This window comes from Aeromonas sp. s8 (genome assembly GCF_040907785.1).
GTDB classification, from domain to species: Bacteria; Pseudomonadota; Gammaproteobacteria; order Enterobacterales; family Aeromonadaceae; genus Aeromonas; species Aeromonas veronii.
Map to the genome: position 1 here is coordinate 196,681 of NZ_JBFOCL010000057.1, position 15,200 is coordinate 211,880.

General features: G+C 59.0%; 15 protein-coding genes. 4 read left to right on the forward strand and 11 right to left on the reverse strand.

The features are described from left to right. Positions 1 to 77: 77 nt before the first annotated feature. Positions 78 to 725, forward strand: a complete 648-nt coding sequence (locus AB5Y86_RS20285) for a class I SAM-dependent methyltransferase (RefSeq protein WP_335837225.1) — start codon at positions 78 to 80, stop codon at positions 723 to 725. A gap of 41 nt (positions 726 to 766) precedes the next feature. Here AB5Y86_RS20285 and AB5Y86_RS20290 read toward each other — a convergent pair whose 3' ends face one another. Both AB5Y86_RS20290 and AB5Y86_RS20295 read right to left on the reverse strand, forming a co-directional pair. Further along, complete coding sequence (locus AB5Y86_RS20290; protein ID WP_368193909.1) at positions 767 to 2,119, reverse strand: NAD(P)/FAD-dependent oxidoreductase; 1,353 nt, start codon at positions 2,117 to 2,119, stop codon at positions 767 to 769. A gap of 64 nt (positions 2,120 to 2,183) precedes the next feature. Then, positions 2,184 to 3,107: an ABC transporter six-transmembrane domain-containing protein gene (locus AB5Y86_RS20295; RefSeq protein WP_368193910.1), complete on the reverse strand. Its 924-nt coding sequence runs from the start codon at positions 3,105 to 3,107 to the stop codon at positions 2,184 to 2,186. A gap of 107 nt (positions 3,108 to 3,214) precedes the next feature. Here AB5Y86_RS20295 and AB5Y86_RS20300 point away from each other — a divergent pair, with 107 nt between their 5' ends. The 3 genes from AB5Y86_RS20300 (at position 3,215) to AB5Y86_RS20310 (ending at position 5,983) form a co-directional block, all read left to right on the forward strand. Next, positions 3,215 to 3,808 carry a TetR/AcrR family transcriptional regulator gene (locus AB5Y86_RS20300; RefSeq protein WP_005335070.1) on the forward strand — a complete coding sequence of 198 codons (594 nt, stop codon included), beginning with the start codon at positions 3,215 to 3,217 and terminating at the stop codon, positions 3,806 to 3,808. A 107-nt stretch (positions 3,809 to 3,915) separates the two neighbouring features. After that, on the forward strand, positions 3,916 to 5,142 hold the full coding sequence (locus AB5Y86_RS20305; RefSeq protein ID WP_368193911.1) for a winged helix-turn-helix domain-containing protein: 1,227 nt from the start codon (positions 3,916 to 3,918) through the stop codon (positions 5,140 to 5,142). 91 nt (positions 5,143 to 5,233) lie between these two features. Then, positions 5,234 to 5,983, forward strand: coding sequence for an ABC transporter substrate-binding protein (locus tag AB5Y86_RS20310; RefSeq protein ID WP_041202139.1), 750 nt, complete (start codon positions 5,234 to 5,236; stop codon positions 5,981 to 5,983). Positions 5,984 to 6,072: 89 nt separating this feature from the next. On the opposite strand, the gene AB5Y86_RS20315 is transcribed toward AB5Y86_RS20310, so the two are convergent. From AB5Y86_RS20315 to AB5Y86_RS20355, 9 genes are all read right to left on the reverse strand, one after another. Further along, a complete protein-coding gene (locus AB5Y86_RS20315) occupies positions 6,073 to 7,197 on the reverse strand; it encodes a M20 family metallopeptidase (RefSeq protein ID WP_368193912.1) in 1,125 nt (374 codons plus the stop codon). Between the two features lie 25 nt (positions 7,198 to 7,222). Continuing rightward, the gene (locus tag AB5Y86_RS20320) at positions 7,223 to 7,690 is read right to left on the reverse strand and encodes a YjiG family protein (protein ID WP_368193913.1); all 468 of its coding nucleotides are present in this window, start codon (positions 7,688 to 7,690) and stop codon (positions 7,223 to 7,225) included. Then, the gene (locus AB5Y86_RS20325; RefSeq protein WP_005335061.1) at positions 7,687 to 8,415 is read right to left on the reverse strand and encodes a nucleoside recognition domain-containing protein; all 729 of its coding nucleotides are present in this window, start codon (positions 8,413 to 8,415) and stop codon (positions 7,687 to 7,689) included. The genes AB5Y86_RS20320 and AB5Y86_RS20325 overlap by 4 nt, the downstream gene beginning before the upstream one ends. A 251-nt stretch (positions 8,416 to 8,666) precedes the next feature. Further along, positions 8,667 to 9,023 carry a fumarate reductase subunit FrdD gene (gene frdD / locus AB5Y86_RS20330; RefSeq protein ID WP_005335059.1) on the reverse strand — a complete coding sequence of 119 codons (357 nt, stop codon included), beginning with the start codon at positions 9,021 to 9,023 and terminating at the stop codon, positions 8,667 to 8,669. A 10-nt stretch (positions 9,024 to 9,033) separates the two neighbouring features. After that, on the reverse strand, positions 9,034 to 9,432 hold the full coding sequence (locus tag AB5Y86_RS20335) for a hypothetical protein (protein WP_005335058.1): 399 nt from the start codon (positions 9,430 to 9,432) through the stop codon (positions 9,034 to 9,036). A gap of 16 nt (positions 9,433 to 9,448) precedes the next feature. Further along, complete coding sequence (locus AB5Y86_RS20340) at positions 9,449 to 10,183, reverse strand: succinate dehydrogenase/fumarate reductase iron-sulfur subunit (protein ID WP_005335057.1); 735 nt, start codon at positions 10,181 to 10,183, stop codon at positions 9,449 to 9,451. Next, a complete protein-coding gene (frdA, locus tag AB5Y86_RS20345) occupies positions 10,176 to 11,960 on the reverse strand; it encodes a fumarate reductase (quinol) flavoprotein subunit (protein WP_005362288.1) in 1,785 nt (594 codons plus the stop codon). The genes AB5Y86_RS20340 and frdA overlap by 8 nt, the downstream gene beginning before the upstream one ends. 509 nt (positions 11,961 to 12,469) lie before the next feature. After that, positions 12,470 to 14,347 (reverse strand): methyl-accepting chemotaxis protein, encoded by a 1,878-nt coding sequence (locus AB5Y86_RS20350; protein WP_368193914.1) that lies wholly within the window; start codon positions 14,345 to 14,347, stop codon positions 12,470 to 12,472. A gap of 156 nt (positions 14,348 to 14,503) precedes the next feature. Continuing rightward, entirely contained in the window at positions 14,504 to 15,187 is a 684-nt protein-coding gene (locus AB5Y86_RS20355) for a glycerophosphodiester phosphodiesterase (RefSeq protein WP_368193915.1), read from the reverse strand. Positions 15,188 to 15,200: the final 13 nt, after the last annotated feature.

The window sequence follows — 15,200 nt, forward strand, 5'->3', positions numbered from 1 at the left end:
AAAAAGTTGTCAGCGAGGCTGCGGGCAGGCAATCTGCGCCGCTGTTATCCAACAGGAAGCACCAAAGAGGAACCGTCATGTCATCCCCCGTCAGCTGCCCCCTGTGTGCCAGCCATCGCAGTTATCCCCTGCCGGTGGCGGGCAAGCGCTATCATCGCTGCCTCGCGTGCGAGCTGGTCTGGCTGGATGAGGCCGATCATCTGGATGAGGCGGCGGAGAAGGCGGTCTATGACGGTCACGACAATCGGGTGGATGATCCCCGTTATCGCACCTTTCTGATGCGAGCATTTGGCGAGGTACTGAGTCGGGTGCCAACCCCTGCCAGTGGCCTCGATTTTGGCTGTGGCCCGGGCCCCGCGCTGTTGGCGATGGGGCGCGAGGCGGGTTACCAGATGGCGGGGTATGACAAGTTCTACGCCGACTTTCCCGAGTTGCTGACGCGTCAGTATGACTTCATCACCAGTACCGAGGTGATCGAGCATATTGCCGAGCCGCGCACGGTGCTGGCGCAGTTGTGGGATTGCCTCAAGCCCGGTGGCCTGCTGGTGCTGCAGACCCAGCGGGTGCTCAGTGACGAACGGTTTAAAAACTGGCGCTATCGCCACGACCCGACCCACATCGTCTTCTTTGCCGAGGCATCGTTTCAGGTGCTGGCCGCCCGCTGGCAGGCCGAGCTCAGCTTCCCCCACGCCGATGTGGCGGTATTGCAGAAAGGCACGCCCTGAGGCGTGCCTTCGTCTGTTACTCGTCGGATTCTTGCCCAGCGCTACTCCTTGTAGCCCTTGTCCTGCCACTGGTAGTACATCAGGGCAGATTTGACGCCGATTGACTTGAACGGCTCTGGCGGCAGCCACATCGGCAGACTCTGCTCCGCGTGGTTGAACCAGGGGTGCTCCTTGCCTTGATAGAGGCTGGCCACAATGTCGCCAAACAGGAAGGAGAGGTTGATGCCGTGGCCGTTGTAGCCGAGGGCGTAGTAGATGTTCTTGTGATCCCCCATTACCCCCACTGCTTCGGTGCTGTCACCGGTCATGCCGAGTACCCCGTCCCACACCTGCTCAAATTTGATCCCCTTGAGGGCCGGATAGAGGGTCACCAGCTCGGCCATCATCATCTCGCTGACCCGGTTAAGATCGCCCTTGTAGTTGAGGCCGTCGTTGAAGACGTACTCGGCATTGCCGCCACCGATGACGATGCGGTTATCCGGGGTCAATACCAGATGAAACAGGATATTGCGGGTGTCGTAGTAGGGCACCCGACTCTGCCACTGGATGGCGGCCAGCTGCTTTTTGCTGAGCGGCTCGGTGACGGCGCTCTGGGCGTGCACCGGAAAGACTCGCCCGCTGAAGTAGCCAAGTTTTGAGGTATAGCCGTTGGTCGCCAGCACTATGCTGTTGGCGGCCACCTTGTACTTGTCGGCCACATTGAGCTCGATCTGCTTGCCCTCCTTGATCCCCATTATCGGGCTCTGCTCATAGATGGTGACGCCCGCCTGCTCCACTGCCTTGCGCAGGGCATTGACCAGTTTCATGGCGTGTACCTGACCGCCATTGGGGTCGTAGACAGCCCCCACGTAGCGGTCGGTGCCGAGTTTTTCCTCGGTGGTATCGGCGTTCCAGTACTGGAGCGGGATGCCAAGGCGATTGGCGGTTTTCACATAGTCGCGGTACTCGGGGATATCCTCCTCATCGAGGATCGCCTCCACATAGCCATCGAGCTTGAGGTCGGCCTCGACGCCGGTTGAGGCCACCAGCGCCTGCAGCTTGCGCATGCTGGCGACGGTGAGATCGTAGTGACGTTTGCTCGCTTCCCCCTCTTCGTAGAGGTCCATCACCTCGGAGCCCGGCAACACCATGCCGCCGTTGCGGCCCGAGGCGCCACTGCCCACCTGCTTGGCCTCGAAGATGGCGATCTTGAGCGACGGGTTGGCCTTGGCCAGATGCCAGGCACTGGAGAGGCCGCTGTAGCCACCGCCGACGATGGCGATATCCACCTTCATGTCTTGTGCCAGCGGGGCGCTCTCCTCTGCCGGTTTCTCCTTGAACCAGTAGCTGGTGTTGGGCTCAAAGTCGCTCATCTTGGGGCCGCAGGCGGCGAGGAAAAAACAGCTGATACACATGGTCAACGCTCGTTGGCAAAGGGTGGTCGGATTCATCTTCTACTCCGGTTACAGATACAAAATGTCAAATTATTTCATCGGGTTGGGCGGTATTGACCCGGCGGCCTATGTCTCTCAGCCGGGCCAGCTGATCGGCAAGACCGGGCCCCTCATCCAGGCTGGTGACAAAGTTCCAGAGGTAGGTCATCACAGCATAGACATGGCCTGCCGAGACCTGGTGCTGGGCCATCAGCATGGTGATGGCCAGCAGGAACAGCAGGGAGGCGCTGATGCCGACCGCCAGAAAGGCGAGTGCCTCCCGATCCGAAATCCGGATGCGGATCCAGGCCAGCGCGCGGTAGTGGCGGGAGAGGCTGGCTGACTGGGCATGGGTGACCAGCTTGACCTCGTGCTCCAGCCGATCGTTGAGCCGCTCGTGCAGCAGCTGGTTCTTGCGCGAAAAGCCGGGCAACAGCAGGCCGAACAGCAGCAATACCCCCATGCAAGCGATGCCGACCCAGAACTCGATCACCATCAGCATCACGGCCGCCCCGACGATGGAGATCAGGCTGGTAGCCAGGATCGGGATATGTTTCTCGAAGAAGTCGACAAACTCCCGCGCCAGGGTGACCCGCGCCACTATGGTGGATTGCCGCTCCTGCTGCTGGCGCTGGGTCAGGATCACCGGCACAGCCAGCGCCGCATAGATATGGGTAAAGGTGCGGGTATCGACCGCCCGGCGCAGGGCGCCGATCAGCCAGAACAGCAGCACGATCAGGGCGTAGCTCGAAGCCTGCAGCCACTGGCCCTTGACGATGGCGTCGATGGCAAAGCCGGCGAACAGGGGATAGACCACCAGCAGGATGTTTTCGAGGGCCACCAGTGAGAAGGTGCCCGCCAGTTTGAGGGGATTGGCCCGCGCAATCGCCCCCAGCGAACGACCGGCCGAGTGTGGCAACGGCGTGGCCTGCTCGTTGCAACTGGCTGCCGAAGTGGTTGGTGTTGTCATGGGTTATCTCCTAAGATGTCGGAAACGCTAATTTTGAGCGAGTGCTCAAAGTTTGTTTGAGCGACTGCTCAAAGTCAAGCAGTTCGATTGATATCGCAGGAGGTCAGATGGCACGCCCATCAGCAGAACAGCGCAAAGAGATGATCATCGAGGCCGTACTGGCCCTGTTTCGGGAGAAGGGGATGGCGGCATCGTCAACCCGTGATATTGCCGAGCGCACCGGTCTGGCGCGCAGCCACGTCTACCACTACTTCAAGGATTGGAAGGAGCTTTGCCTCTGCGCCGTGGAGCGTTTCACCTATCAGGAGATCGCCGAGCAGCGGGAGTGGTTGCTGCCGCTTCCCGCCCGCGAAGCGTTGCCGCTCTTTGTGCGGGACAACCTGCCGACCAGTCAGGATGCCTCCTGGGCCATCTACCTAGATGCCTGGAACGAGTCACTGCGCGACCCTGTGTTTGCCGAGAGCTACCGCAAAATCATTCTGGCGTGGCGCGAGGTGCTGGAGCAGATCCTGCAAAAGGGGATCGACAGCGGCGAGTTTGTGGCGGGCGATGCCCGGCGACTGGCGCGTCAGATCACCTCCCTCATCAACGGCTATGCCGATGACCTTATTCTGGAGCCGACCCCCGAGACGGTCGAGGCCACTTATCAAGAGATCATGCTGGTGGTCAATCAGCTGGTCTTGCCCCCGGCCCACTCATAGCGGGGCTGGCACACAAGGGAGGGGAGGCATGCCAGCGTGGGGCCTCCCCCGGTTTTGTTGGCTATCCGCCGGGCGCGCGATGGCCAGATAACAGGGAGCGGTTGTTGATGTCGATTACCCATTTGTCACTGCAAGATGCCCGTCATCTGCAACTGGCGGCGCAAGGGCTGCTCGCCCCCCGTCGCAGCAAGGCGACCCCGGCCGATCTGTTGGCCACCATTCGCCGCATGGCGCTGCTGCAGATCGATACCATCTCGGTGGTGGCGCGCAGCCCCTATCTGGTGCTCTTTAGCCGCCTTGGCCAGTACGAACCGCGTTGGCTGGAGCAGCTGCTGGCCGACGGCGAGATCTTCGAATATTGGGCCCACGAGGCCTGCTTTGTGCCCCGCGAGGATTACCGGCTGCTGCGCCACCGGATGCTCGACCCTGCCGCCATGGGGTGGAAGTTTTCAGCCAACTGGCTCGCTACCCATCAGCAGGAGATTGGCCAGCTTATCGAGCGCATTCGTCAGCACGGTCCGGTGCGGGCGGCCGACTTTGAACGCACAACCGGCAAGGGGAATGGCTGGTGGGACTGGAAACCGGAGAAGCGCCATCTGGAGGTATTGTTTACCAGCGGTCAGCTGATGGTGCGGGAGCGGCGCAACTTTCAGCGAGTCTATGACCTGGCCGAGCGGGTCATCCCCGAGTGGAGCGACCAGCGGGATCTGCCAAGCGTCGAGCAGGCGCAGCGGGATATGGTGCGCGCCAGCTGCCGGGCGCTGGGGCTGGTCAAAACCGGTTGGGTGGCGGACTACTACCGGCTGCGGCGCGGCAAATATGACGCCCAGCTCCATCAGCTGGCGGACGAGGGTGAGCTGCTGCCGATACGGGTGGAGGGGTGGCAGCACGGCGCTTTTGTGCACGCCTCGCTGGCCGATGAGCTGGCAAGGGCACAGGCGGGCACCCTCAAGGCAACCCATACCACAATCTTGTCGCCGTTTGACCCGCTGGTGTGGGATCGCAAACGGGCCAGTGAACTGTTCAACTTTGACTATCGCATCGAGTGCTATACCCCGGCGCCGAAGCGTCAGTACGGTTACTTCGTGTTGCCGCTGCTGCATCGCGGCAAGCTGGTGGGCAGGATGGATGCCAAGGTCCATCGCCAGCAGGGGATCTTCGAGATCAAGAGCCTCTATCTGGAGGCCGGAGTGAGAGTGACCCGCACGCTTGCACAGGATCTGGCGAAAGCCCTGCAAAAGCTGGCTGACTGGCACCAGACGCCGCAGCTTCGTTATGGTGCCATTCCGGCCAATTTGCTGGCGTTATGGCATGAAAGCGCCCCTGCAAAGTGAGCACTATCCCTTCTGGGCTAAGCTGCAAGAGGGATAAACAGTCCGGGAGCGGGAGATGAAACGAGCGGCAACATGGTGGGCGGGATTGGCGATGGCCATCTTGTCCCCCGTGCTATGGGGGCAAGAGCCACCAGTGAAGATCTGTCTGGGGGAGGGCAACGAGTGGGCCCCCTTTACCTACTGGGAGCGCAAGGACGGGGTGCCCGATACCAGCCGCCTGACCGGTTCGGCGACGACGCTGGTGCTCGATTCATTACAACAGAGCGGGCTCTCGCACCAGATCCGCTATCTGCCTTGGGCGCGGGTGCAGCAGGAGCTGGCGGATTATCGCCAGAATGGTCTGTGCGAGCTGACCTGGGATGCCAGCTACAAGCCGGAGCGGGCCGAGTTTGCCTTCTACAGCGTTCCCCTCTACTACACCCACCTCGGTTTCTTCTATCTCAAGCGCCGCTACCCCGAACCGCCGGATCTGCAGACGGTCAATCGCTCCCGGGTGTGCGGGGTGATTGGTTACAACTACACACCTTACGGGCTTGCGCAGGAACCACGCCGGGTCAAACAGTTGCAGCAGGCGCTCGATATGCTGGAGCGGGATCGCTGCGACTTTCTGCCAAGTGAAATCGAACCTCTGGTGGCTGGCATCAGCCTTGGCATCTACCGCAGCGAGAGCGGGTTGCTCAATCTCGCCCTGCCCAGTCGCAAGGGATTCTATCTGCTGGTGAGCAAGGGCTCCCCCCGCGGCCACCAGCTGGTGAACATCCTCAATCAGTCGCTGGTGGCATTTCAGGAAGGGGGGCATACGGATGAGGTGATGCGCCGCTTCTTGCCGCCGATGGAGTAATGGCGAAGGGTTGCTGTCATTCAGGGGGAGCAGATAAACAGAGGGCCAGCCGGTGCAAACCGGCTGGCCCTTTTTTACGTGAGAGGCTGTCAGGCCGCCAGACGGGTCAGTACCTTCACCAGCAACTCGATGCGCGGGGCAATGCTGGCCAGCTCCAGATACTCCTCGTCACTGTGGAAACCGGCACCGATGGGGCCCAGACCATCCAGAGTGGGAATGCCGAGGGCGGCGGTCAGGTTGGCATCGGAGCCGCCCCCCACCTCCTGCCAGCTGATTGGCAGTCCCAGTTCGGCGCCACACTCTTCCACCAGCAGCATCAGTGCCTGAGTGCCTTCTGATGGCACCATGGCCGGTTTGTGGGCCTCGCGGGTCAGCTGGATGGTGACACCGTCCAGATGGGGCCGCTCGGCCAGGGTGAGCAGATGATCGTTGATCTGGTGGTACTCCTGATTGTCCCAGAAACGGACATCCACCACGGCGCTGGCATGTGCCGGCACTATGTTGGCGCCGTTGCCCCCCTCGACAATGCCGATGTTGAGGGTGGTGCCGCTCTCGAAGTTGGTCAGGGCGTTGATGGCCAGGATCCAGTGGCCCAGCTCGGTGATGGCGCTGCGCCCCTTCTGCGGTTCGTTGCCCGCGTGGGCTGCCTTGCCGGTGAAGTCGATGCGATAACGGGCCATCCCCTTGCGCGCCTTGACCAGCGAGCCATCGGCGCGGGCCGCTTCGGCCACCAGCACCTGTTTCGCCCGTTTGGCCACTGTTGTCAGCCAGTCGCTGGAGTGGAGGGAGCCAATCTCCTCGTCCGGGTTCATGCAGACGCAGATGCTCAGGCGATCGCGCACCTCGCGGGGCAGTTCACGCAGGGCATAGACGATGTTGAGCAGCCCCGATTTCATGTCGGAGACACCGGGACCGTAAGCGCGCTCACCATCGATGCTCATCGGGCGGGCGGCGGCGGTGCCGAGGGGGAAGACGGTATCCATATGGCCGATCAGCATTACATCGATCTGTGCCGCATCAGGCTGGTTGCGGATCTCCAGTCCCACCCCGGCTGCGCCACAGTCGACCCGCTTGATCTGCCAGCCGCCCATCGCCTCATATTTGGCAGCCATCAGGTCGGCCACTGCCGCAATGCCCGGCTGGTGGAGGGATCCGCAATCCAGATTGATCAGCGGGGCCAGCTCGGTCAGGTATTGATCCAGAGAAAAAGTCATTGTTTGCTCCACTATCAGGTTCGGGTCAGAGAAGGATGTTCATCACCAGCATGGCGCCGAAGGCGTTGAGTACCGAGATGGCGACCATGATGGGGATGTAACGCCCTTCGGTGCCGATACAGCCGAGGATGCGGCCCATGTACTGCACCTGTGAGCCCATCAGGTAGATGGCTGGCGCCAGAATGGCGATGTGGGTGCCGTTGAGGATCCCCTGATCGAACAGGGTGATGACCACACCGACCGCACCGCCCATCGACATCCAGGCGCCGATCAGCACGGCTGCCGCTTCACCGGGCAGACCGAAGATGGCCATGACGGGGGAGAAGATGGCGCCCATGGCATCCAGCGCGCCGGTGATCTGCAGCGCCTTGATGATGACGAAGGCCATCAGTACGTTGGGTACGGTGGAGGTGGTGGCGATGACCCAGCCCTTCTTGGCCCCTTCGACGAAGATATCGGTGACGATGGGTTTCTTGATGTTGTCCTGGCTCATTTGGCTTGCTCCTGAGTGTTGAGAGTCTGCTGGGTGTTGTTATCGGTCTGCTTGCCTTCGCTCATATTGAGGTAGACCCGGAACAGGTTGGCCCCGACAAATTTGAAGGCGAACATCACGATGACAGCCAGACCGATGGAGGAGCTGACCGCCGGGCTGCCATCTGCCAGCGTCAGAGTGAACAGCACGGCGCCGGAGGAGAAGAAGTTGACGATGGTGGCACCAGCGGAGAACTGGAACATGGTGAATACGTCGGTTTCACGCTTGGTGATGAGCCCTTCATCCTTGAGCTGACGGGTCATGGCGGCACCGGCATCGGTACTCTGCAGCGAGGCGATAAGGGCGAGGCCGGTATTGCCCGGGATCCCCATCAGCGGGCGCAGCAGCGGGGTCAGCAGCTTGCGTGCCGCCTCCAGCGCGCCGTAGTGTTCCAGCACATTGATCATGCCGAGGGCAAACATCACGGTGGGGATCAGGGTCAGGGCGAACAGAAAACCGTCTCGCGCCCCGTTGCCCCCTTTGCCGCGCATGTCGGTCATGGCGGTCTTGATGCCGTCACCATTCTCGCTGACGCTCTGGACCATGGTGCCGAACGAACCGTTCAGCGTGGTGAAATCGAATACCCCATACCACTCGCCGGATTGCAACAGTCCGGAGAAGAAGACCACGGCGAAGGCCAGTGCCAGGTAACTGCCTATGCTCACCGAGCGTGTTTTGTCTGTCATTAGCTAGCTCCATATGAATAATTATTTAATCTGAATAATTATAATTGATATGGATGTCACTAAATTGATGGTGGTCAAAATGGTTTGCTGCAAATGACGAATGTATCGGGGTTATGTGACTGTGATCGCCATATGTTTGGACGATAATCTGGTTTTTATCGAATTGTTTGAGTGAATAAAAAGCAGGGTGGGATAGCGGGGCAATAAAAAACCGGGCACGAGGCCCGGTTTGGTCAATCAGTCAGATGTGATTACTGGAGTACCAGTACCATCAGCAGGCCGACACTAATGGCAGATACCAGGAAGGCAAAGCCATAGAACACATAGTGGTGCAGCTTGGTGGTGTGGATCCCCAGATCGTGCAGACCGTGGTAGATACGGTGCATGCCGTGCCAGACTGGCAGGGCGATGATCACCAGCAGGATGCAGGCACCCCACCAGGAGCTGGCGAACGCGTGCACGCGGTCATAGCTCATGGTTTCCACGTCCATGATGCCCATGGGCACCAGCAGACCGGTGATGAGGACAATGACCGGCAGCAGCATGGCAACGACCATGCCACCCGCACCAAACAGACCCCAGTAAATTGGTTCGTCAGAACGTCTCATTGTTTTCTCCTCAGGCCACGATGATCAGGACAAGCAGGGACACCACCGCCAGCGCCACATACTGGGCGAGAACGATCGGCTTCTCCGGTACCAGGTCTTCACCACGGAAGATACGCATGGCTTTCGGCGCCAGGGCGAACCAGGTTTTGGCATGGAACAGGCACGCCGCCAGAGCGACGACATGGAACAGGATGGCGATCGGGCTTTGCAGGGATTCCAGCCAGCCGTTGAACGCTTCCTGACCTTGAACCAGGCGCATCAGGCCCCACATCAGCACAACGGCGTAGATGGAGACGAAGATACTGGTGCCTTCACGGATCATGTAACCGGTGTAGAAGGCGTTCTTCAGCCACCAGTCTTTCTTCATTTCGCGGACGTAAGGTTTACGTTTGCTATCAGTGTTGTTCATGGTCTCAATCCTGCTCTCAATCTGGCTTGAACATGGCGATCATGTAGTCCTTGGCGCTTTCGACCTTGCCAAGCTGGATGGCCGCAGCCGGATCGACGCCTTTCGGGCACACTTCAGAGCAGTAGCCCACGAAGGTACAGCCCCAGACGCCTTCGTCCTGGCTGATGATGCGCATACGCTCTTTGGCGCCGGCATCACGGTTGTCGACGTTGTAGCGATAGGCCAGAGCCAGTGCCGCCGGACCGGTGAACTTCTTGTTGATGCCGTACTGCGGGCAGGCTGCGTAGCAGAGACCACAGTTGATGCACTGGGAGAACTGCTTGTACTGCGCCATCTGGGCCGGAGTCTGGATGTACTCGCCATCACACAGGCTGCGCGGCTCGCTCGGGATGATGTACGGCTTGATGCTCTCCAGCTTCTCGATGAAGTCGGACATGTCGACCACCAGATCGCGCTCGATCGGGAAGTTGTTGAGCGGCTCGACGGTCATCTTGCCCGGCAGATAGTCGCGCAGGAACGCCTTGCAACCCAGCTTGGGCACACCGTTGACCATCATGCCGCAAGAGCCGCAGATCGCCATCCGGCAGGACCAGCGGAAGCTCAGGGTAGAGTCCAGGTGATCCTTGATGTACTGCAGGGCGTCCAGCAGAGACATCTCTCTCTGGTATGGCACCTGGAAGGTTTGCATCCAGGGCTCGTTATCCTGTTCCGGACGGTAGCGCAGGATCTCAATTTCAATCATCTCAGCCATTCTTCTTAGCCTCGTCTTGTTTCTCACCCTCGGAGCCGTACACGCGTTTTGCCGGCTGGGACTTAGTGATCTTCACATCGGAGTAATCGATGGAGGGCGTTTCGCCATTTTGGTAGAACGAGAGCGTGTGCTTGAGGAAGTTCACGTCATCGCGCTCTTCGTAACCATCCAGACGCTGGTGGGAACCGCGGGACTCTTTACGATTGATGGCGGAGTGCGCCATGGCTTCAGCCACGTCCAGCATGTAACCCAGTTCGATGGCGTACAGCAGATCGGTGTTGAAGACAGAGGACTTGTCGTTGATCTTGACCTTCTTGTAACGGGCTTTCAGCTCGTTGATCTTGTCGATGGTGCCCTGCATCAGCTCTTCGGTACGGTAGATACCGACACCGGCTTCCATGGACATGCCCAGTTCGTTGCGGATGTCTGCCGGGTTTTCAGTACCGTCTACGTCCATCAGGGAGAGGTGCTGCTTGATGAGCGCCTCGGCCTTGGCGGCCAGCGCTTCGGTGTTGCCATGCTTCTGAGTCTTGGCAAATTCACCTGCCTGCTCACCGGCCAGCTTGCCGAATACCACGATCTCGGACAGGGAGTTGGAACCCAGACGGTTGGCACCGTGCAGACCGACGGAGGCACATTCGCCCGCGGCGTAGAGGCCGGGCAGACGGGTGGCACACTTGTTGTCAGTCTCGATACCACCCATGGTGTAGTGGGCAGTCGGACGTACCGGGATAGGCTCTTTGGCCGGATCCACGTTGACGTAGGCTTTGGCCAGTTCGCAGATGAACGGCAGACGCTCTTTCAGGTACTTCTCGCCAAGGTGACGCAGGTCGAGGTGAACCACATCGCCCATCGGGCCCTGAATGACGCGGCCTTTCTGCTGCTCTTGCCAGAATGCCTGGGAAACGCGGTCGCGCGGACCCAGTTCCATGTATTTGCTCTTCGGCTGGCCGATCGGCGTTTCCGGGCCCAAGCCGTAGTCTTGCAGGTAGCGGTAGCCATCCTTGTTGAGCAGAACGCCACCCTCACCACGACAACCTTCGGTCATCAGGATGCCGGTGCCCGGCAGACCAGTCGGGTGATACTGAACGAATTCCATGTCACGCAGCGGTACGCCGTGACGGTAGGCCAGTGCCATGCCGTCGCCGGTGACGATGCCACCGTTGGTGTTGTAGCGATAGACACGGCCAGCGCCGCCGGTTGCCACGATCACGGATTTGGCCTGGATGAAGCGGGTGATACCGTTCTGGATGTCGAAGGTCAGTACGCCCTGAACGCGGCCGTCGTCCACGATCAGATCAAGACAGAAATGTTCGTCGAAGCGCTTGATGCTCGGGTATTTGACGGAGGTCTGGAACAGGGTGTGCAGAATATGGAAACCGGACTTGTCTGCGGCGAACCAGGTACGCGGAACCTTCATGCCACCAAACGGACGCACGTTGGCTTTACCATCCGGCTTGCGGCTCCATGGGCAACCCCAGTGCTCCAGCTGGATCATCTCTTTGGTTGCGTTGTTGACGAAGTATTCCACTACGTCCTGCTCGCACAGCCAGTCACCACCGGAGACGGTGTCGTTGAAGTGGTTTTCGAGGGAGTCGTCATCACGGACGACACCGGCGGCGCCGCCTTCGGCAGCAACCGTGTGGCTGCGCATCGGGTAAACCTTGGAAATCAGGGCGATGTCCAGGTCTGGCTGTGATTCGGCTATAGCGATAGCGGCGCGTAAGCCGGTACCGCCAGCACCGATGATGGCCACATCGGTCTTGATAATATCCACATCTGCCTCCTTAGGGATAGATTTGCTGGGCACGATTTTGCTCTATGAAAAAAATTCAGGCTTGATGCAAGTCAAACTGCTAGGTTTTATTCCCTTTTTATTGGTTATTTTTCTATAAAACACCCAAATCCCTGGATGAAAATGTCGTTATTATCGTCATTTTTTGGTGTTACTGAGCAGTTGAACACCTAGCTACGAGCACTTTAACTTCTGGATTGTACGTAGTTTTCTTTCAATAAAATGCGAATCACCTCTCTTTTTAGGTACTCGCGAAAAAAATTTTAAGTTTTTTATTGTAATTTTTTAATGAGAATTATTGGCATTCATTTGTTCGGATAGAAATAGGTAATCCGAAATGCTGCGGTGACCACGGCGGTGATCTGATAATTCCAGACGAATTACAAGGATTTCAAGGCGGGGTATTTGGCGGGTAATGTGAGATTACTCACTGAAAATTAAGCGCTATTTAGAAAAATAAAAGGGGCCTGTACGGCCCCTTTTGCTCATGCTCAAATGCGGAACATGCCGACCTGATTGCTCAGTTCACCCGAAATATTTTTAAGTTGTTCAGAGAGATGGCGTGAGCTGTCTGCATCCACTGCCAGTTCGTCCGAGACATCTTTCACCGCCTGAATGTTGCGACTTACCTCATCGGTGACGGCCCGCTGCTCTTCAGCCGCGCTGGAGATCTGGGTCGCCATGTCGGAGATCTGGTTGATTGAGGTGGTGATCTGCTCCAGCGCCTCGGTGGCGTTGTTGGCGTCATCCACGCTGTTCTGGGCCAGCAGCTGGCCTTCGTGCATGGTGCTGACCGCCCCCTGGGTATTGCGTTGCAGGGTTTCGATCATATTGCGGATCTCGACGGTGGAGCTGTGGGTACGCTGTGACAGGACGCGCACCTCGTCGGCAACCACCGCAAAGCCGCGACCCTGTTCACCGGCACGTGCCGCTTCGATGGCGGCGTTGAGTGCCAGCAGGTTGGTCTGCTCGGCGATGCCCTGAATGGTGGAGAGGATGGTGTTGATCTCCTGAGCGTTTTTCTCCAGTTCCTGAATGATGTTGGAGGCCTGTTCCACCTGGGTGGCCAGATCGGTGATGGAGCGCTGGTTGCGGGCGATCACCTGCTTGCCATGCTCGCAACTGCTGGAGGAGCTGCGGGCCGCTTCGGCGGTCTGCTCCGCGTTGCTGGCGACCTCGACCGCGGTGGCCGACATCTCGTGTACCGCAGTGGCGATCTGGGAGATCTCGTTTTGCTGGCGTGCCAGACCCTGATTGGCCTTCTCCGCCATGCTGTGGGAGGACTTGGCCTGCTGGTTGAGCTGGCCGGAGGAATTGGAGATATCCTGCACCATCACATGGATCCGCTCGATGAAGGTGTTGACGTGTTTGGCAACAGCGCCCACCTCATCCTCACGTTCAATCTTGATGCGGCGAGTCAGATCGCCGTTGCCACGGGAGAGATCGGCAATCGCTTCGCCCAGGGTTTTCAGAGGGGCCAGCGAGCCGTTGATGGCGACATAGGAGAAGCCTGCCACGATCAGTATGGTGATAAGCCCCTGAATGAAGGAGGAGGTAACCATGCGGCGTACCGACTGGTAGGCGATCTCTTCATCCACCATCATGCCGTAATACCAGTTGGTATTGGGAATGGCATTAAAGTCGTAGACCTCTTTCTTGCCGCTGATCACCAGCTCGTTGATCATGCCGTCATGAGCGACCTGATTGATGTAGGCGGCTGTCAGTTCCGGTGCCAGAGCGGTGGCGGATTTCAGGCTCAGGGAGGCATCGGGGTGCGCGATGATGGTGCCATTGCTGTCCACCAGCATGGCGTAGGTGCCCTCGGTGGTGACCGCCAGAATGTCCGAGATCAGTGAGCTGATGGAGACGTCACCGGCGATGACCCCTTGGGTATTGCCGCGCTGGAACGGCTCGGCAATGGTAACAATCAGCTGGCCGGTGGAGATATCGGCATAGGGGGCTGTGATGACCAGCTTGCCTGCGGCGGCCGCGTCCTTGTACCAGGGGCGTTGACGGGGGTCATAACCGGCGGGCAAATCGGTTGGTTTGCTCTGGATCATCTTGCCGTCTGCGGTACCGGCATAGACCAGGTCGAAGCCACCGGCATTCATGGACTGGGCCAGATGACTGATGGGTTCGTCTTCTTTGGCGAATGCTTCCTTGGTGGTGCTGACCATGCTGATCCGGGAGTCGACCCAGCGGGAGATCCCCTTGACGTTGGCCATGGAGCTTTCGTCGATGATGTTCCAGACCAGTCGCTGGGTCTCGCTGCGCAGTTGCGAGGTGTTGTACCAGACCTGCAGGCAGGTGATCACCAGAATGATGACCCCGATAGCCAGAACAAGCTTGTTTTTAATGGATAAGTTCATAGTTACATCCTTGTGAGCGTCAGTCTGAAGTGTGTGTGGAATCTAGTTATTGTTATGAGCCTCTGTTTATCGGCTGAAGTTGAACTCTTTGTATCCCGGTCAGCTATTTAAAGTTAGTGCCTAAATCAGTGGTTATCCATGTGCGTATCCCCCCCCTCACTGCGTCAGAAAACGATCTGGTCGATTGGTGAAGATTCCATCGACCCCCATGCTAGAGAGCGTTTCATAATCTTCTGGATAATCAACGGTATAAACCAGAACTTTGAGCCCCCGGCGATGTGCATCATCGACCAGCGCGGCGTCGATGAAATCAACATCGCAATTGATGGACCAGGCCCCCAGCTCGTCGGCAAACTGCGCCAGGTTGAGCGCCAGGTTGGCGGTCAGGGCACCGAGCCGGATATCGGGCCGCGAGGCGGCAAATCGGGCCAGCTCCGGGTGATGGAAGGAGGAGACCACCCACTGGCCGGGAGTAAAGCCCAGCTCGGCCTCTGCCCGTCGGGTCAGGGCTGCCACCGCATCGGCGGTATGGGCGCCCTTGAGCTCGATGTGCAACTCGCAGCGTCCGGCGATGATCTCCATCACCTGCCACAGGGTTGGGATCACCTCTCCCTCACCGGCATCGAGCTGCTCCAGATAGGAGCGGGATTGTTCGGTCAGCACCCCCTTGCCGTTGGTGCAGCGCTCTAGCCGCCGGTCGTGGAAGATCCACAACTCGCCATCGGCCGCCTGCACGTCGATCTCGATGGCTGGCGCACCCAACTCCAGTGCTTTGGCCATCGCCTTGAGGGTGTTCTCCGGCGCCAGACCGCTGGCGCCACGGTGGGCAATAATCTGCATGTTCTGCTCCTTT